The sequence below is a fragment of the Microbacterium cucumeris genome (genome assembly GCF_058349845.2).
Genome location: NZ_JBYRIZ020000001.1, coordinates 1,275,047 through 1,291,765, shown reverse-complemented (window position 1 = coordinate 1,291,765; position 16,719 = coordinate 1,275,047). Strand labels below are relative to the sequence as shown.

At 69.3% G+C, this 16,719-nt stretch carries 14 protein-coding genes and 1 tRNA gene; 9 read left to right on the top strand and 6 right to left on the bottom strand.

Features of this window, described 5'->3' with window-relative positions:
- Positions 1 to 13 precede the first annotated feature (13 nt).
- The 7 genes from AC3RXZ_RS06400 to AC3RXZ_RS06370 all read left to right on the top strand — a co-directional run bounded on the left by AC3RXZ_RS06400 (position 14) and on the right by AC3RXZ_RS06370 (position 8,313).
- Positions 14 to 931, top strand: a complete 918-nt coding sequence (locus AC3RXZ_RS06400; protein WP_243224537.1) for a DMT family transporter — start codon at positions 14 to 16, stop codon at positions 929 to 931.
- Between the two features lie 99 nt (positions 932 to 1,030).
- Complete coding sequence (locus AC3RXZ_RS06395; RefSeq protein ID WP_243224538.1) at positions 1,031 to 2,317, top strand: aspartate kinase; 1,287 nt, start codon at positions 1,031 to 1,033, stop codon at positions 2,315 to 2,317.
- A gap of 371 nt (positions 2,318 to 2,688) precedes the next feature.
- Positions 2,689 to 3,759, top strand: coding sequence for an aspartate-semialdehyde dehydrogenase (locus AC3RXZ_RS06390; RefSeq protein WP_491493467.1), 1,071 nt, complete (start codon positions 2,689 to 2,691; stop codon positions 3,757 to 3,759).
- 214 nt (positions 3,760 to 3,973) lie between these two features.
- Complete coding sequence (mqo, locus tag AC3RXZ_RS06385) at positions 3,974 to 5,404, top strand: malate dehydrogenase (quinone) (protein WP_491493507.1); 1,431 nt, start codon at positions 3,974 to 3,976, stop codon at positions 5,402 to 5,404.
- A 9-nt stretch (positions 5,405 to 5,413) separates the two neighbouring features.
- Positions 5,414 to 6,070, top strand: coding sequence for a thymidine kinase (locus AC3RXZ_RS06380; protein ID WP_243224540.1), 657 nt, complete (start codon positions 5,414 to 5,416; stop codon positions 6,068 to 6,070).
- A gap of 231 nt (positions 6,071 to 6,301) precedes the next feature.
- Positions 6,302 to 7,024, top strand: a complete 723-nt coding sequence (locus tag AC3RXZ_RS06375) for a FadR/GntR family transcriptional regulator (protein ID WP_243224541.1) — start codon at positions 6,302 to 6,304, stop codon at positions 7,022 to 7,024.
- Between the two features lie 23 nt (positions 7,025 to 7,047).
- Complete coding sequence (locus AC3RXZ_RS06370) at positions 7,048 to 8,313, top strand: alpha-hydroxy acid oxidase (protein WP_491493466.1); 1,266 nt, start codon at positions 7,048 to 7,050, stop codon at positions 8,311 to 8,313.
- Between the two features lie 190 nt (positions 8,314 to 8,503).
- On the opposite strand, the gene AC3RXZ_RS06365 is transcribed toward AC3RXZ_RS06370, so the two are convergent.
- From AC3RXZ_RS06365 to AC3RXZ_RS06345, 5 genes are all read right to left on the bottom strand, one after another.
- Positions 8,504 to 9,340: a DUF1295 domain-containing protein gene (locus tag AC3RXZ_RS06365; protein ID WP_491493465.1), complete on the bottom strand. Its 837-nt coding sequence runs from the start codon at positions 9,338 to 9,340 to the stop codon at positions 8,504 to 8,506.
- Positions 9,341 to 9,376: 36 nt separating this feature from the next.
- Positions 9,377 to 10,132, bottom strand: coding sequence for an HAD-IIB family hydrolase (locus AC3RXZ_RS06360; protein ID WP_491493464.1), 756 nt, complete (start codon positions 10,130 to 10,132; stop codon positions 9,377 to 9,379).
- 61 nt (positions 10,133 to 10,193) lie between these two features.
- Positions 10,194 to 10,267 (bottom strand) — tRNA-Pro (locus AC3RXZ_RS06355).
- A 55-nt stretch (positions 10,268 to 10,322) separates the two neighbouring features.
- Positions 10,323 to 11,255 (bottom strand): metallophosphoesterase, encoded by a 933-nt coding sequence (locus AC3RXZ_RS06350; protein ID WP_491493463.1) that lies wholly within the window; start codon positions 11,253 to 11,255, stop codon positions 10,323 to 10,325.
- Complete coding sequence (locus AC3RXZ_RS06345; protein WP_491493462.1) at positions 11,255 to 13,837, bottom strand: transglycosylase domain-containing protein; 2,583 nt, start codon at positions 13,835 to 13,837, stop codon at positions 11,255 to 11,257. Before AC3RXZ_RS06345 ends, AC3RXZ_RS06350 begins: the two co-directional genes overlap by 1 nt.
- 83 nt (positions 13,838 to 13,920) lie before the next feature.
- Between AC3RXZ_RS06345 and sp36 the strand changes: the two genes are divergently transcribed.
- On the top strand, positions 13,921 to 14,145 hold the full coding sequence (gene sp36, locus AC3RXZ_RS06340) for a Sp36 family protein (protein ID WP_491493461.1): 225 nt from the start codon (positions 13,921 to 13,923) through the stop codon (positions 14,143 to 14,145).
- Positions 14,142 to 14,600 (top strand): RidA family protein, encoded by a 459-nt coding sequence (locus AC3RXZ_RS06335; protein ID WP_491493460.1) that lies wholly within the window; start codon positions 14,142 to 14,144, stop codon positions 14,598 to 14,600. The genes sp36 and AC3RXZ_RS06335 overlap by 4 nt, the downstream gene beginning before the upstream one ends.
- A gap of 139 nt (positions 14,601 to 14,739) precedes the next feature.
- Here AC3RXZ_RS06335 and acs read toward each other — a convergent pair whose 3' ends face one another.
- The gene (gene acs / locus AC3RXZ_RS06330) at positions 14,740 to 16,707 is read right to left on the bottom strand and encodes an acetate--CoA ligase (RefSeq protein ID WP_491493459.1); all 1,968 of its coding nucleotides are present in this window, start codon (positions 16,705 to 16,707) and stop codon (positions 14,740 to 14,742) included.
- Positions 16,708 to 16,719: the final 12 nt, after the last annotated feature.

Genomic DNA, 16,719 nt, shown 5'->3' with positions numbered 1-16,719 from the left:
TCGGCGTGCCCGCGTGAACGCGCATTCCGCGGTCACCCGGCGCGGCTGGCTGCTGTTCGGCGCCATGGCGCTGCTGTGGGGAGTGCCGTACCTGTTCATCCGCATCGCGGTGGAGTCCTACTCCCCGCCGGCGATCGTCGCGGGGCGCACGCTCATCGCGGCACTGCTGCTGCTGCCGTTCGCGCTCCGCAGCGGGGCGCTGCGGCCGGCCCTGAAGAAGTGGCCGTGGGTCCTCGCCTTCGGACTCGTCGAGATGGGCGGACCCTTCGTGCTGCTCGGCCACGCCGAGCAGACGCTGCACTCCGGGCCGACGGGACTGCTGGTCGCCACGGTGCCGCTGTTCGCCGCGCTCATCGCGCTCGGCGGAGGAGACCGGACCGTGCTCAGGCCGCTGCGCCTGGCGGGCCTGCTAGTCGGGTTCGCCGGCGTGGCGATCGTGGTCGCCGGTCCAGGACTCGCCTCCGGGGACCTGCTCGCGGCGGGGGAGGTCCTGCTCGTCGCCGTCCTGTACGCGATCGCGCCGTTCATCGTCGCGCGCAAGCTGGCCGACGTGCCCTCCCTCGGGACCATCACCCTCGCCCTTCTCGCGATCGGCATCATCTACCTGCCGATGGCCTTCGCGACGCAGCACGAGGTGCCCACGCTCGAAGCCACCGGCGCGCTGCTCGTGCTGGCCGTCGTGTGCACCGCGGTCGCCTTCCTCGCCTTCTTCGCCCTCATCCGCGAGGTCGGTCCGGTACGCGCACCGCTGTTCACCTACGTCAACCCGGTGGTGGCGATCATCCTGGGGGCGATCGTGCTCTCCGAGCCGATCACGCCCGGTCTGCTGATCGGCTTCCCGCTCGTGATCGTCGGATGCTGGTTCGCCGCGACCGGCGGACGCCTGCGCCCCGCAGCACCCGTCACGCCCGCACCGCCGCAGACGCTCTGAGGCGCCCGATCCCGGCGCCGTCACATGCGCAACGGGGCATATGGCACGAAAGTAGAATGTGCGGTGGGCGGATCCGCCCGTCATCCCTGGGAGTGATTCGTGGCCCTCATCGTGCAGAAGTACGGCGGCTCGTCTGTCGCCGACGCAGAGAGCATCAAGCGCGTCGCCAAGCGCATCGTCGACACCCGCCGCGCCGGACACGACGTCGTCGTCGCGGTCAGCGCCATGGGCGACACGACCGATGAGCTGCTGGACCTCGCCGCCGAGGTCGCGCCCATCCCCGCGCCGCGCGAGATGGACATGCTCCTGTCCAGCGGTGAGCGCATCTCGATGGCGCTTCTGGCGATGGCCATCCATTCGATGGGCTTCGAGGCGCGCTCCTTCACCGGCCCGCAGGCGGGTATGCGCACCGACGACAAGTACGGCTCCGCGCGCATCGTCGAGGTGAATCCGACGCGCGTGCGCGAGGCGCTGGACGAGGGCGCGATCGTCATCGTCGCAGGCTTCCAGGGCCTCAACGACGACACCCAGGACATCACGACCCTGGGGCGCGGCGGGTCCGACACGACGGCGGTCGCGCTCGCCGCGGCGCTGGATGCGGATGTGTGCGAGATCTACAGCGATGTCGACGGGATCTTCACCGCCGACCCGCGGGTCATCCCGAGGGCCCGCAAGCTCGACCACGTCTCCAGCGAGGAGATGCTGGAACTCGCCGCGAACGGCGCGAAGGTCCTCTACATCCGCGCCGTCGAGTACGCGCGCCGCCACGGCGTCCTCATCCACGCCCGCTCGTCGTTCTCCGCGGCGGAGGGCACCTACGTTCTTGGTCGGGGGATGCTCAACCCCCGCGAATCCGAGGGAGAAGTCATGGAAGAACCGATCGTCGCCGGTGTCGCCACCGACCTCAGCCAGGCCAAGATCACGATCATCGGCGTTCCCGACGTGCCTGGCAAGGCCGCAGAGATCTTCCAGCTCGTCGCGAAGTCGGGTGCGAACGTCGACATGATCGTGCAGAACGTGTCGGCGGCCGCGACCGGGCGCACCGACATCTCCTTCACGCTTCCGAAGGCGGACGCCGCGACCGCGCTCAAGGCGCTCGCCGGCGAGCAGGAGGACATCGGGTTCGAGAGTCTCGTCCACGACGACCAGATCGGCAAGCTCTCCGTCGTCGGCGCCGGCATGAGGACGCACTCCGGCGTCTCCGCGAAGCTGTTCGAGGCGCTGTCGATCGCCGGCGTGAACATCGAGATGATCTCGACCTCGGAGATCCGCATCTCGGTGGTACTGCGCGGCGACGAGCTCGCGGACGCCGCGCGCGCCGTCCACACGGCCTACGGCCTGGACAACGAGATCGAGGCCACGGTCCACGCCGGCACCGGGCGCTAGGGGACTGCGCAGCGACTCCAGCGGATCACTGCCGCGCGCGGATCCTGCTCGGCGTCGTGCCGGGAGCCGGAAGGACGCACGAGAGACGGAGAACCGCGCTCTGTTCCTCCGGATCTCGTGCCTTGCTCCGGATCCCCGCGACGCCCGTCTGCAGTGTCGGAGTTCCGGGATGCCGAGGGCGCCGGTGCATCGCGCCGTCACGACCCCGCACTTCGACCGGGGGACTCCCGTGCGGTTGCCGTGGACGCCGACGCTCCGGGAGCACGGTAGACTCGCCGAAACCCTGACATCGGCGCCAGGCGCGGCATCCGCACTCCGACGCCGCGCCGGGCGCCTCGCCTGCAGTTCTGCACCACGCTCGAGGAAAGCCCATGACCCGCATCTCCGACTCAGGATTCTCCGTCGCCATCGTCGGCGCCACCGGACAGGTGGGCACCGTCATGCGCGAGATTCTCAGCGAGCGGTCGTTCCCGATCCGGGAGCTGCGGTTGTTCTCCTCGGCACGGTCGGCAGGCATCGCGATCGAGTTCGGGGGAGTGACGGTGATCGCCGAGGACGTCGAGACCGCCGACCCCGCGGGCATCGAGATCGCACTGTTCTCCGCCGGGGCGACGGCCAGCCGCGCCTACGCTCCGCGCTTCGCCGAGGCCGGCGCCATCGTGATCGACAATTCCAGCGCGTGGCGGAACGACCCGGAGGTCCCGCTGGTCGTCAGCGAGGTCAACCCGCACGCCATCGACGATCGACCCAAGGGGATCATCGCGAACCCGAACTGCACGACGATGGCGGCCATGCCGGCGCTCAAGGCTCTGGATGCCGAGGCAGGCCTCGAACGCCTCATCGTGTCGACCTACCAGGCGGTCTCCGGCTCGGGGCTCGCCGGCGCGCAGGAGCTGCTCGGGCAGGTCGAGGGCGTGCTGGCGCAGGGAGACACGCTGCGCCTCGTGCACGACGGCTCCGCGCTCGACTTCCCGCAGCCGGAGAAGTACGTCGCCCCGATCGCGTTCGACGTCATCCCGCTCGCCGGAAACCTGGTCGATGACGGCCTGAACGAGACCGACGAGGAGAAGAAGCTCCGCAACGAGAGCCGCAAGATCCTCGAACTGCCCGACCTCCGCGTCGGCGGCACGTGCGTGCGCGTCCCGGTCTTCACCGGCCACTCGCTGTCGATCCATGCCGAGTTCGCGCGGGACATCTCGCCCGAGCGAGCGCGCCAGGTCCTGGAGGCGGCGCCCGGGGTCGCCCTCGAAGAGGTGCCGACGCCGCTGCACGCGGCGGGCAAGGACCCCAGCTTCGTCGGGCGCATCCGGGCCGACCAGTCCGCGCCCGAAGGCAAGGGGCTCGTGCTGTTCATCAGCAACGACAACCTGCGCAAGGGGGCCGCGCTGAACGCCGTCCAGATCGCCGAGATCGTCGCCGAGCGCCTCCGCGTCCCGGCCTGATCCGCCGCACGCCCCGCGGTACGGATGTCAGGGCCGTGCTCGGATGTCGGGCGATCCGGCATCGTCCGGCCCGGCATCCGGGGGATCTCCCGACATCCGTACCCTGATCGCGTCTGGCCGGGCGGATCGCCGGCCGGTCGGGGCACGCGCCGGGGCGAACTAGACTGGTCGAGTGACTGAATCCGTCGACGTCGTCCTCATCGGTGGCGGCATCATGAGCGCCACCCTCGGAACGCTGCTTCACGAACTGCAGCCCGACTGGAAGATCGTCGCCTTCGAGCGGTTGAGCGACGTGGCGCAGGAGAGCTCCAACCCGTGGAACAACGCGGGCACCGGGCACGCCGCGCTCTGCGAGCTCAACTACATGCCGAAGAACCCGAACGGCCCGCTCGACCCGGCGAAGGCGGTGTCGATCAACGAGCAGTTCCAGCAGAGCCGCCAGTTCTGGTCGTCGCTCGTGGACAAGGGTGTGCTGGACGCGCCGTCGACCTTCATCAACGCCACGCCGCACATGACGTTCGTCCGCGGCGAGAAGGACGTCGCCTACCTCAAGGAGCGCTACGAGGTCCTCAAGCAGCAGCCGCTGTTCGAGGGCATCGAGTACAGCGAGGACTCCCGGGTCATCAACCAGTGGGCGCCGCTGCTCATGCAGCGCCGTCGCAAGGGCGAGCCGTTCGCTGCGACGCGGGTCCCGGCGGGCACTGATGTCGATTTCGGAGCGCTGACGCACCAGTTGTTCGACCACCTCACCGCCAAAGGCGTCGCCTTGCGCACCAACCAGGAGGTGCACAGCCTCAAGCGCCAGAAGGACGGCACCTGGCTGGTCAAGTACCGCACGACCCTCGGCCGCACGCCGGGCGAGATCAAGGCGCGATTCGTGTTCGTCGGGGCCGGAGGCTGGGCCCTGAAGCTCCTGCAGCGCTCCGGGATCCCCGAGATCAAGGGCTACGGCGTCTTCCCGATCGGTGGTCAGTTCCTCAAGACCACGAATCCGAAGGTCGTCGCACAGCACAAGGCGAAGGTGTACTCGCAGGCGTCCGTCGGTGCACCGCCGATGTCCGTGCCGCACCTCGACACCCGTGTCGTCGACGGCGAGGAGTCGCTGCTGTTCGGCCCGTTCGCGACGTTCAGCCCGAAGTTCCTGAAGAACGGATCCTGGTTCGACATCGTCGGTCAGGTGCGGACGCACAACCTCTGGCCCATGCTCCGAGTCGCGTTCGCCAACCCGGACCTCATCACGTACCTGATCGGCGAGCTGGCCAAGAACCACCGCAAGAAGGTCGACAGCCTGCGCGTCTTCATGCCGACGGCGAAGGACGAGGACTGGACTCTCATCCAGGCCGGTCAGCGCGCCCAGGTCATGAAGAAGGACCCCGAGAAGGGCGGCATCCTGCAGTTCGGCACGGAGGTCGTCTCCTCCGCCGACGGCTCCATCGCCGGCCTCCTCGGAGCGTCGCCGGGTGCCTCCACGGCGGTGCCGATCATGCTGCAGCTGCTGAAGACGTGCTTCCCCGACGATTTCCCGGGGTGGGAGCCGACGCTGCGCGAGCTGATCCCCACCTACGGCGAGAAGCTCAACGCGGACGCCGCGATCGCAGAGGCGTCGATGGCATCCACAGCGGCCACGCTCGGCATCTCCCGGTAGCAGGCGACCGTGGCGAAGCTCTACTTCCGCTACGGCGCGATGAACTCGGGCAAGTCCACGGCCCTGCTCCAGGCCGCGTACAACTACGAGGAGCGCGGGCAGCGAGTGCTGCTGGCGAAGCCCGAGATCGACACCAAGGGCGCGTCGCAGATCGAGAGCCGCCTGGGTGTCACGCGCGAGGTCGACTTCCTCATCGGCCCGCAGGACGATGCTCGTGAGCTGTTCCTGCAGGAACGCGAGCGGATGCGGCAGCTCGACGCCGAAGGACTCATCCCGTCCGAGCGGCCGACCGAGGTCGCCTGCCTTCTCGTGGACGAGGCGCAGTTCCTCACACCCGAGCAGGTCGACGACCTGTTCCGCATCGCCGTGGTCGACGGCATCCCGGTGATGGCCTACGGCATCCGCAACGACTTCCTCACCCACGCGTTCCCCGGATCGGCGCGGCTGCTGGCGATCGCGCACTCGCTGGAGGAGTTGAAGACGATCTGCCGATGCGGCCGGAAGGCGGTGTTCAACGGCCGTGTGATCGGCGGACGCTTCGTGTTCGACGGCGACCAGGTGGCGATCGACGAGGGCGCGGCCGGCGGGGCACCCGTCGACGTCGTCACGTACGAGTCGCTGTGCGGCCACTGCTATCTCGAGGAGTCGGGCGGGCGGCTGGGCTGAGTCCGGGTCGCCGACTCCTGGGTCTGTCGCCGTCCGCGTCGCTTCGCGCCGTCTCCGGGTCGTCCCGGTCGCAGTTCGTGCCGCTCCGACGCGCGGTGACCGACGTCGACTGCGACCGGAACCAGGGGAGCGAGAGGCTTACCGGCGCGAACTGCGACGGGATCGCATCCGGCTCGCTTGCGTGGTCTGACCACAGTCGGCTAATCTGTGGTCAGACCACAGGAGGATCGGATGCCGGAGTCCACGACGCGCGCCTGGCGCACCGTGCTCGAGCACATCGAGACCGATCTCCTCGAGGGGCGTCTGGGGCCCGGCGACCGCCTCCCCTCGGAGCGCGACCTGTCCGCCGACCTCGGGGTCGGCCGCTCCAGCGTCCGCGAGGCGCTGCGCGTGCTGGAGGTCATGGGGCTGATCCGCACGGCGACCGGCTCAGGGCCGCAGGCGGGCGCGATCGTCATCGCGACTCCCACCGGGGGCCTGTCGGCGCTGCTGCGCCTCCAGGTCGCCGCACAGGGCTTCCCGCTGGCGGATGTCGTCAAGACGCGCCTGGTCCTCGAGGATGCCGTTGCCGCCGCGCTCGCCGCCGATCCCGATCGCGACACCGGCGAGGCGCATCGGATCCTCGCCGCCATGGACTCCGAGGCGCTGACCTCGGGTGAGTTCCTCGCCCTCGACGCCCAGCTGCACCTCGCGCTGGCCGAAGCATCCGGCAACGCCGTGATCGCGGCGATGATGGCTGGGCTGAGGACCGCCATCGAGTCCTACGTGCAGGCAGGCGCCGAAGCCATCGCCGATTGGAGTGTCATGGCCGCGCGCCTGCGCGCCGAGCACCGCGCCCTCGTCGCGGCGATCGACGCCGGAGACGTCGAGAGCGCCCGCGAGCTCGTGAGGACCCACATCACCGGCTACTACACCGCGGCGGGTCTCACCCGCGCGCCGTCCGACCGACCCTGAACCCCGCCATCGAAAGGAAGACCATGGTCAAGCGCCAGCTCCCGAACCCGGCCGAGATCCTCGAGCTGATGTCCTTCAAGAAGCCGGAGTTCGACGGTCGCAAGCGTCGCCTCGATGCGGCTCTGACGATCTACGACCTGCGGAAGATCGCGAAGCGGCGCACGCCGAAGGCCGCGTTCGACTACACCGACGGCGCTGCCGAGGGCGAGCTGTCGCTCTCCCGCGCGCGTCAGGCGTTCGAGGACGTCGAGTTCCACCCCGGCATCCTGAAGCCCGCCCCGCAGGTGGACACCACCGTGGACATCCTCGCCGGACCGTCGTCCCTGCCGTTCGGCATCGCACCGACCGGCTTCACCCGGCTGATGCAGACCGAGGGCGAGGAGGCCGGTGCGGGGGCCGCCGCAGCGGCCGGCATCCCGTTCACGCTGTCCACGCTCGGCACCACGTCGATCGAGGGCGTGAAGGCGGCCAACCCGCACGGGCGCAACTGGTTCCAGCTGTACGTCATGCGCGACCGGGAGATCTCCTACGAGCTCACGCGCCGCGCAGCCGCGGCCGGCTTCGACACCCTCCACTTCACGGTCGACACTCCGGTCGCCGGCGCCCGCCTGCGCGACAAGCGCAACGGATTCTCGATCCCGCCGCAGCTGACGCTCGGCACCATCATCAACGCGATCCCGCGGCCGTGGTGGTGGTACGACTTCCTCACCACTCCGAAGCTCGAGTTCGCGTCGCTCAGCTCCACGGGTGGCACCGTAGGCGAGCTCCTCGACGCCGCCATGGACCCGACGATCAGCTACGACGACCTCGCCGTGATCCGCGACCTGTGGCCCGGGAAGATCGTCATCAAGGGCGTGCAGAACGTCGAGGACTCGGTCAGGCTGAAGGATGCCGGAGTCGACGGCATCGTGCTCTCCAACCACGGGGGGCGCCAGCTGGATCGCGCGCCGATCCCGTTCCACCTGCTGCCGAAGGTGCGCGAGGCCGTGGGCGAGGAGTTCACCGTGATGATCGACACCGGCATCATGAACGGTGCGGACATCGTCGCCTCCGTCGCGCTCGGTGCGGACTTCACGCTGATCGGTCGCGCCTACCTGTACGGACTGATGGCCGGCGGGCGGCAGGGCGTCGACCGGGCGATCGCCATCCTGCGCACCGAGATCGAGCGCACGATGCGCCTGCTCGGGGTCTCCTCGCTGGCCGAGCTCGAGCCCCGCCACGTCACGCAGCTGCAACGGCTGGCCCCGGTGGGCGGGGTGGGCGCAGAGGCGTACTCTTCCGCTCGCTGAGCTGGGGCGGGCCCCTCGTCCCGTTGAGCGAGCGCCACTCTCACCTCGCTCGTGGAGCGAGCGCCCCCACCTCGCTCGTTGAGCGAGCGTCACCCCATCTCGCTCGTTGAGCGAGCGAAGCGAGTCGAAACGCCGCGACGGCTCGGCGGCCGTCACCGCGTTCCGGTGCGGTCGGCTCCGCCGTCCTCGCTCAGCGAGCGGGCACTCGCTCCCGCGGCGGCCACGGCACGATCATCGACGTGCGCCGACGGTAATCGGCGTACGCGGGGTACCGGGAGGCCGAGATCGACTCGGTGAAGATGGTCGATCCGACGAACAGCGCGGTCAGCAGGACGGGGCCGATGAGCGATGCGTTCAGGACACCGCCGACGAAGCCGGCACCGGATGCCGCGGCCGCGGTGGCCCCGAGGGCGTAGAACACCCACCACTGGGCCTGCTCGAAGAAGAAGTTCGGGTGCCGGCTGTATCGGAAGAGGCCCGTGGTGAGGAAGCCGTCGGCGAGGACGCCGCCCGCGGCGGCCTTGCGCTGATGGAACTCCCACTGCTGCTGGTCGGCGATCGTCTCGCCGACCAGCAGCGCGACGAACAGCACGGTGAACGCGGCATCCCACCCGGTGAACGGCGCGGGGTGATGCAGAGCGACGTCCGCCGGGAGCGTGATGAGCACCAGGAGCGTCATCTGGAACCCGACGATGAAGAGCAGGTTGAAGACCTGGAACTGCCACGAGGACAGGCGCGCACGCAGGATCGCCCAGCGGTAGTCCTCGGTGCCGGTGTAGCCGCCCTTCCGGGCGAAGTTGAAGGTGAGCCGCACGCCCCACGCGGTCACGAGCACGGCCATGACCACGAGCCGGGTCGCGTCGGCCCCTGACGCCAGCGCGTCGACGGCGAAGATCCAGACATAGATCACCGGCACGATCGACCACGCGCGATCCACCCACGAGGTGTCGCGCGTGAGGAGGGACAGCACCCAGCAGGCGGCGCTGGCGACGGCGGCCACGATGATGACGAGGGTGAGCGGTTCCATGCCGCCATGCTAGGGCGTCCGCCGCCCCATCGCCGGTTACAGCGTCGTGAGAAGCTCGTCCAGCTTGTCGGCCGTGTCCTCCCAGCCCTCCACGGCGATCGAGCGCACACCGAGAGCCAGGACCGGGTAGTCGTTCCCGCCCACGTCGAGGCGGTCGCCGTAGAAGAGCATGTCCGCCAGGGGGATGCCGGTGTGCTCCGTGAGAGCGGACATGCCGTAGGCCTTGTCGATACCCGCGCGGGTGATGTCGATCGACGTGGAGCCGCCGGAGCGCACCTCGAGCCCGGGGAGGCGTGCCGCCACGGCATCCCGCAGTGCGCCCCGCTTGGTGCCGTCGGGATCCCACGCGTGCTTGGCCTCCCGCGGCGCCTGCTGTCCGAGGGCGGAGAAGGTGATCTGCGAACCGCGGTCCTCCAGGATCGGACCCCACGGCTCCGGCTCCCACAGGCCCAGGCGCTCGGCCTCCTCGCGCAGCGCGGTCAACGCGGCATCCTTCTCCTCAGGGGAGAGGTCATGCGCGTAGACCGCGGCGAAGTCCGTGCCGTCGTGCCGGAGGTACCGGGTGCCGCACGTGGGAAGCAGATGGAGGCGTCCGAGCTCGGCGGCGTCCGCGTCGCCCAGCTGCGCGATGACCTGGCGGCGGAACTGGTCCTCGTTGCCCCCCGAGATGATGGCGACCTCGACAGTCTGCAGCAGGGCGCGCAGCAGCCGCGCGATCCGGGGGTCGATGGCTCCCTTGGAGGGCGCGAGCGTGTCGTCGAGGTCGAAGGCGACGAGGCGAGTAGGGGTCATCGGATCTCCAGCGTGTCCTGATACGCGAGAGGGCCCACCTTGCGGCGGGCCCTCTCGTTTGTCGGGGTGACAGGATTTGAACCTGCGGCCTCTTCGTCCCGAACGAAGCGCGCTACCAAGCTGCGCCACACCCCGTCGACAACCGTTCGAGTCTACAACGAATCTCCGCTGAGACCGAATCGGCGCCGCCTCATCCGCGTGCCGTGAGGGTCAGCAGCGTCGCCTCGGGGCGGCAGGCGAATCGGACGGGCGCGTAGATGGAATGGCCGCACCCGGCGCTGACGTTCAGGGGCACCGCGCGTCCGCCGTGCGTCCAGGTGCTCAGCCCCTTGGCCTGCTTCAGCGGGATGTCGCAGTTCGCCACGATCGCTCCGAATCCGGGCAGGCACACCTGGCCGCCGTGGGTGTGCCCGCCGAAGATCGCGTCCGCGCCGAGATCGACGTACGCGTTCAGCACGCGCTGGTAGGGGGCATGCGTGACACCGAGCAGGGGAGTGCCGTCTCCGGCGCCGATCGCCGCCAGGGCGTCCGGCAGCAGGTCCAGTCGATCCCAGTCCCGGTGCGCGTCGCTCACCCCGACGAGGTCGAGGTCGGCGCCAGCGACACGAAGGCGAGCGGCTGTGTTGTTCAGATCCGTCCAGCCCAGTTCGTCCGTGAAGTACGCGTCCATGGCCTCGGTGTCGAGCAGTTCGGGGGTGCTGTGCCGCTGGGACGGGCCGGTGAAGTACTTCACGGGGTTGCGAGGCGAGGGGGCGTGCACGTCGTTGGATCCGTGCACGAAGACCCCGGGGATGCCGACGAACGGGGCGAACGCGCGGCGGATGCCGGCGAGACCGTCGCGGTGGCCGAGGTTGTCTCCGGTATTGACGATCAGGTCGGGCTCGAGCGCCGCGAGCGACGCCAGCCAGCCCTGCTTGCGATGCTGCCAGGGCGCCATGTGGGCGTCCGAGAGGTGCAGCACGCGGATCGGCGGGGAGCCCGGCGGGAGGGCGGGAGCGGAGACCTCACGGAGTGTGAACAGGTATCGCTCGATGCCGATGCCCCACACCGCGGCGGCGACGCCGGCGGCCCCCACCGCGCCGAGCGCGATGAGGGCCGGGTGCGTCGAGGATGACCTCGTCATCAGTCGTCGTCGCCGTTGCCGTTGCCGTTGCCGTTGCCGTTGGCGCAGGTGATCGCGATGCTGGCGCTCTTGTTCACCGCGGTGTTCGCGGCCGGGTTCGTCCCGGAGACCTCGGCCCCCGGCACCGCGCAGGACGCATCCCAGCTCAGGTTGCTGAGTCCCGCGCCCGCGAGCGACGCCTGCGCCTGGTTCGCCTTCTGCCCCGTCACGTCGGGCACCGTCGTGCCCTGTCCGTTGCTCGGCGAGATGGTGACCGTCGCGCCTCCGGCGACCTTTCCGGCGCCGGGCGACTGCGCGGCGATGACGTCGGTCGGCTGGTCGCTGTCGACGGGAGCGCCGACCGTGACCGTGAAGCCGGCCTTCTCGAGGGTCGAGGTCGCCTCGTCGACCTTCATGCCGACCACGTTCGGCAGGTCCTTGAGGACCTGACGGGTCAGGTTCTTGTCCGGCTCGGGGAACGACTCGCCCCCGAAGGCGCGGTTGGCGGTGCGCTGCATGTCCTCCGCGATGGCGAAGCGCTTGTTGTTCAGGCCGTGTGCGCGCAGGGACGCGTTGCCGCTGGCGTTGCCGACCCAGACGGCCGTGGTGACCTTCGTGCTCGACTCGATCATCATGGTCTGGGTCTTCTCGTGCGTACCCGTCTTGCCGATCAGCGGCGTGCCGTCGTACGGGTTCGCCGACGACCCCGTGCCGCCGTTCATCACGCCGCGGAGGGCGAAGGCCGCAGTGGCGGCGACCTCGGGCGAGATCACCTGCTCGCATGACGAAGCCGGCAACTCCATCTCGGTGCCGTCCTGCTTCACGATCTTGTCGATCGCGCGAGGGGTGCAGTAGATGCCCTTGTTCGCGACCGTCGCGTAGGCCCCCGCCATGTCGAGAGGCGCGATCGCCTTGTCGCCGATCACGTTGTTGGGGAAGTTCTGCTCGGTCACGGATCCGCCGTTGCCGAGCTTGACGCCCAGGCGCTCCGCCATCTTGTTGATGTCGCAGAGGTCGAGCTGCTGTGCCATGGCCAGATAGCCCGTGTTGAGCGACGCGGACGTGAAGCGCATCGGGGTGCCCGTGTACCCTCCGACGTTGCCGGAGTTCTCGATCTTGGTGCTGTTCGGCACGGACTCGCCGCAGATCGTGAACGGGGTGATGGTCCGCACGCGGCCGTCCAGCACCTCGTTGACCGAGTGTCCCTGCTCGAGCCAGTCCAGCAGCGTGAACAGCTTGTACGTCGATCCGACGTTGAAGCCGTTGGCGCTGCCGTGCGCGCTGTCCGCGGCGTACACCTGCGCGGACAGCCCCGATCCCGGGGTGGCGCTCGCGGACTCACTGAAGTCCGTGTTCTGCGACATCGAGAGGATCCGGCCGGTGCTCGCTTCGAGCTGCACGCCCACCGCTCCGACGTTGATGCCGTCCATGCGGGCCGGCACGTTTTCCGCCATGGTCTCGATCGCGGTCTGCTGGAGGTCCAGGTTCAGCGTCGTGTAGATGTCGAGGCCGCCGCGCTGCAGCGTGTCGCGCCGGTCCTGGTCGGTCTCGCCGAACGCTTCATCGGACTGGATGACCGACTTCACGTACTGGCAGAAGTAGGCGTTCTTGCCGGCCGCGGCGCACCCCTGCGTCGCCGGGTGGATGCTCGGCGTGATCGGCTCCGCGATGACGGTGTCGTACTGCTCCTGCGTGATCTTGCCGTCGGCGAGCAGACGCCCCAACACGTAGTCGCGTCGGTCGAGGGTCTTGGCGTACCCGTCCGCTTCGCTGTTGATGGGGTTGCCGTCCGCATCCGTCATCGACCCGGCCTTGATGTCGATGCGGAACGAGTTCGGGTTCTGCACCATGCCGGCCAGCGTCGCGGCCTGGTTCAGATTCAGCTTTGCTGCCGACACTCCGTAGTAGTACTGGGCCGCGGCCTCGATGCCGTAGGTGGTGCCGCCGAAGTTCGCGAGGTTCAGGTACCCGAGGAGGATGTCGTTCTTCGAGTACTCCTTCTCGATCTGGAGCGCGTAGCGCATCTCCTGGAGCTTGCGCTCCATGCCCTCGGCGCCGGACGCGTTGGTGGCGTCGGTCCAGCACTTCGCCAGCTCCTCGGCGTAGCCCTCCTCGGAGGGGGACGCCTGCTTCTCGCACCGCTGCACGAGCACGTTCTTCACGTACTGCTGGCTGATGGTCGACGCGCCTCGGCTGGACGTCCCCTTGGCGTAGTCGATGAGGGCCTTCGCCGTGGCGCCGATGTTGATGCCGCCGTGCTCGTAGAACGTCTTGTCCTCACTGGACAGGATCGCGTCGTACAGCACCGGCGCGACCTGCTCGTAGGTCACGGGGATGCGGTTCTGGTCGTAGAACGACGCGAGCTTGACGTTGGAGCCGTCGCCGCGCGTGGCCCAGATCGTCGTCGGCTCCATCGGGGCGTCCGGCTTGAGGTCGTTCGGCAGCTCTTCGAAGAGGTTGATTGCTGCGGAACCCGCGAGGCCCGTCATCGCGATCGCGGGGGTCACGGTCGCCGTGACGAGGACACCGGCGACGGCGCTGAGGCCGACGAGCCCGACGAGACCGCCGAGCACGCCCTTCAGCGTGCGATTGTTCTGAGGCATACGCTAGATCGTAGGGGAGTTCCCTGAAAAACCACCTCGATGCCGGGCCTGCGCCCGCAGCGTCACCGACCCGCAGGAGTGCCATGACCACGTGGGAATACCTCACCACGCCGCTGCTGATCCACAACACCGCAGCCATCCTCAACAACTGGGGCAAGCAGGGCTGGGAGCTCGTGCAGATCGTCCAGGGGCCGGAAGGCGGCCTCGTCGCCTACTTCAAGCGGCCCGCCGCCGGTGACGGCGCGAACGACGCCGGCCTCGCCGCCGCGGAGCAGGCCGCGCGCCAGTTCGAGGGCGGCGCGGCATGAGCCTCGCCGACCGCCTGTCCGAGCTCGGCATCGAACTGCCCGCGGTCGCCGCCCCGGTCGCAGCCTATGTGCCCGCCGTGGTGCACTCCGGTCTCGTCCACACCTCCGGTCAGCTGCCCTTCGTTGACGGCGCGCTCCCCGCGACCGGCAAGGTCGGCGCCGGTGTCGACCCCGAGGACGCCAAGGGGTACGCCCGCACGTGCGCGCTGAACGCGCTGGCGGCGGCCGCGGATGCCGCGGGCGGCCTCGAGAAGATCGGGGGAGTCCTGCGGGTCGGCGGCTTCGTGGCGTCGGATCCGGCGTTCACCGGTCAGCCGGGTGTCATCAACGGCGCGAGCGAGGTGCTCGGTGAGATCTTCGGGGATGCCGGACGGCACGCCCGCGCGGCGGTCGGCGTGCCGGTGCTGCCGCTGGACAGCCCCGTCGAGGTCGAGGTCGTGTTCCTCCTGGCGTGAGCCCGCTCGGGCCGGGTGTCGTCCGGCATCCGTGTCGACCGATACCCGGCGCACTCAGCGACAGACCCCGTCTATATGACGAGACCCCGCCCTGTTCGCGTGGACAGGGCGGGGTCTCGTCAATCAGGAGAGGTCTGCCCTACCGGACCTGCGCCGAGATGATGCTCATCACCGCGGTGTCGGCGAGCGTGGTGGTGTCGCCGACCTCGCGTCCCTCGGCGACGTCCCGCAGCAGCCGCCGCATGATCTTGCCGGAGCGGGTCTTGGGCAATTCGCCCACGATGTAGACGTCGCGGGGACGGGCGATCGCGCCGATCTGCTCGCCGACCCAGAGCCGCAACTGCTGCGCCAGTCCCTCGGGGGTGTGCTCCGCGAGGAAGCTCTCCTTGAGGATCACGAACGCCACCACCGCCTGACCGGTCGTCTCGTCGGCGGCGCCGACGACGGCGGCTTCGGCGGTCGCTTCGTGTGCGACGAGCGAGGACTCGATCTCGGCGGTCGACAGGCGGTGTCCGGACACGTTCATCACGTCGTCCACCCGGCCCAGCAGCCACAGGTCGCCGTCCTCGTCGAGGCGGGCCCCGTCTCCGGCGAAGTAATAGCCCTGATCGGCGAACTTCTCCCAATACGTCTCGACGTAGCGCTCCGGGTCCCCCCAGATGCCGCGGAGCATGCTGGGCCACGGCTCGGTGATGACGAGGAGCCCGCCGTTGCCGTTGCCGACTTCCGCGCCCGCCTCGTCCACGACGTCGATCGATATGCCCGGCAGCGGCACCTGCGCCGATCCGGGTTTGGTGGCCGTGATGCCGGGCAGGGGAGAGACCATGATGGCGCCGGTCTCGGTCTGCCACCAGGTGTCGACGATCGGCGTCTTCCCGGCGCCGATCACGTCGCGGTACCAGATCCACGCCTCCGGGTTGATCGGCTCGCCCACGGATCCGAGCAGGCGCAGGCTGGACAGGTCGAACTTCTTCGGGATGCTGCGGCCGGTCTTCATGAAGGAGCGGATCGCGGTCGGCGCGGTGTAGAAGATCGTCACGCCGTACTTCTCGATGATCTCCCACCAGCGCCCAGGGTGCGGGGTGTCCGGCGTGCCCTCGTAGAGCACCTGGGTCGCGCCGTTGGCCAGCGGCCCGTAGGCGACGTAGCTGTGACCGGTGATCCATCCGATGTCGGCGGTGCACCAGTACACGTCGGTCTCAGGGTGCAGGTCGAACACGTTGCGGTGCGTGTAGGCGGCCTGGGCGAGATAGCCACCCGACGTGTGCAGGATGCCCTTCGGCTTGCCCGTCGTGCCCGAGGTGTACAGGATGAACAGCGGATTCTCGGCCGGAAAGGCCTCGGCCTCGTGATCCGCGGATGCCGCGGGCACCACGTCGTGCCACCAGATGTCGCGATCGTCGACCCAGTCGACCTCGTTCTCGCCGCGGCGCACCACGAGCACGTGCTCGACGGTCTTCTGCTCGCCGTCCCCGCGATCGGAGAGGGCCTGGTCGACGGCGGGCTTGAGTGCCGAGACGCGACCCTTCCGGTAGCCGCCGTCCGCGGTGATGACGAGCTTGGCGCCCGCGTCGTCGATGCGCGAACGCAGACTGTCGGCGCTGAAGCCGCCGAACACGACGGAGTGGATCGCGCCGAGCCGGGCGATCGCGAGCATCGACACCACGGCCTCGGGGATCATCGGCAGGTAGATGGCGACGCGGTCGCCGTGTCCGATGCCGAGGTCCGCGAGCACGTTCGCCGTGCGCTTGACCTCCTCGGTCAGCTCGGCGTAGGTGATCCGGCGCGAATCACCGGGCTCGCCCTCCCACAGCAGCGCCACGCGGTCGCCGTTTCCTGCTTCGACGTGCCGGTCAAGGCAGTTGTAGGCGACGTTCAGCGCGCCGTCGTCGAACCACTTCGCGAACGGCGGGTTCGACCAGTCCAGCACGCGGGTGAAGGGGGTGTGCCAGTGCAGCAGCTCGCGTGCCTGATCGGCCCAAAAGCCCTCGCGGTCGGCGGCGGCGCGCTCGTAGAGCTCCGGCTTCGCGACGGCACCCGCGGCGAACTCCGGCGACGGCGGGAACCGGCGGGTCTCGTCGAGGAGATGATCGATCTGGCTGCTCATGCACGCGCTCCT

What these genes read in the sequence shown, in the direction of transcription:
- AC3RXZ_RS06390 (WP_491493467.1), top strand. Translation starts at nt 2,689, where the DNA reads ATGACCCGCATCTCCGACTCAGGATTCTCCGTCGCCATCGTCGGCGCC.
- mqo (WP_491493507.1), top strand. Translation starts at nt 3,974, where the DNA reads ATGAGCGCCACCCTCGGAACGCTGCTTCACGAACTGCAGCCCGACTGG.
- AC3RXZ_RS06375 (WP_243224541.1), top strand. Translation starts at nt 6,302, where the DNA reads ATGCCGGAGTCCACGACGCGCGCCTGGCGCACCGTGCTCGAGCACATC.
- AC3RXZ_RS06370 (WP_491493466.1), top strand. Translation starts at nt 7,048, where the DNA reads ATGGTCAAGCGCCAGCTCCCGAACCCGGCCGAGATCCTCGAGCTGATG.
- AC3RXZ_RS06365 (WP_491493465.1), bottom strand. Translation starts at nt 9,340, where the DNA reads ATGGAACCGCTCACCCTCGTCATCATCGTGGCCGCCGTCGCCAGCGCC.
- AC3RXZ_RS06360 (WP_491493464.1), bottom strand. Translation starts at nt 10,132, where the DNA reads ATGACCCCTACTCGCCTCGTCGCCTTCGACCTCGACGACACGCTCGCG.
- AC3RXZ_RS06350 (WP_491493463.1), bottom strand. Translation starts at nt 11,255, where the DNA reads ATGACGAGGTCATCCTCGACGCACCCGGCCCTCATCGCGCTCGGCGCG.
- AC3RXZ_RS06345 (WP_491493462.1), bottom strand. Translation starts at nt 13,837, where the DNA reads ATGCCTCAGAACAATCGCACGCTGAAGGGCGTGCTCGGCGGTCTCGTC.
- sp36 (WP_491493461.1), top strand. Translation starts at nt 13,921, where the DNA reads ATGACCACGTGGGAATACCTCACCACGCCGCTGCTGATCCACAACACC.
- AC3RXZ_RS06335 (WP_491493460.1), top strand. Translation starts at nt 14,142, where the DNA reads ATGAGCCTCGCCGACCGCCTGTCCGAGCTCGGCATCGAACTGCCCGCG.
- acs (WP_491493459.1), bottom strand. Translation starts at nt 16,707, where the DNA reads ATGAGCAGCCAGATCGATCATCTCCTCGACGAGACCCGCCGGTTCCCG.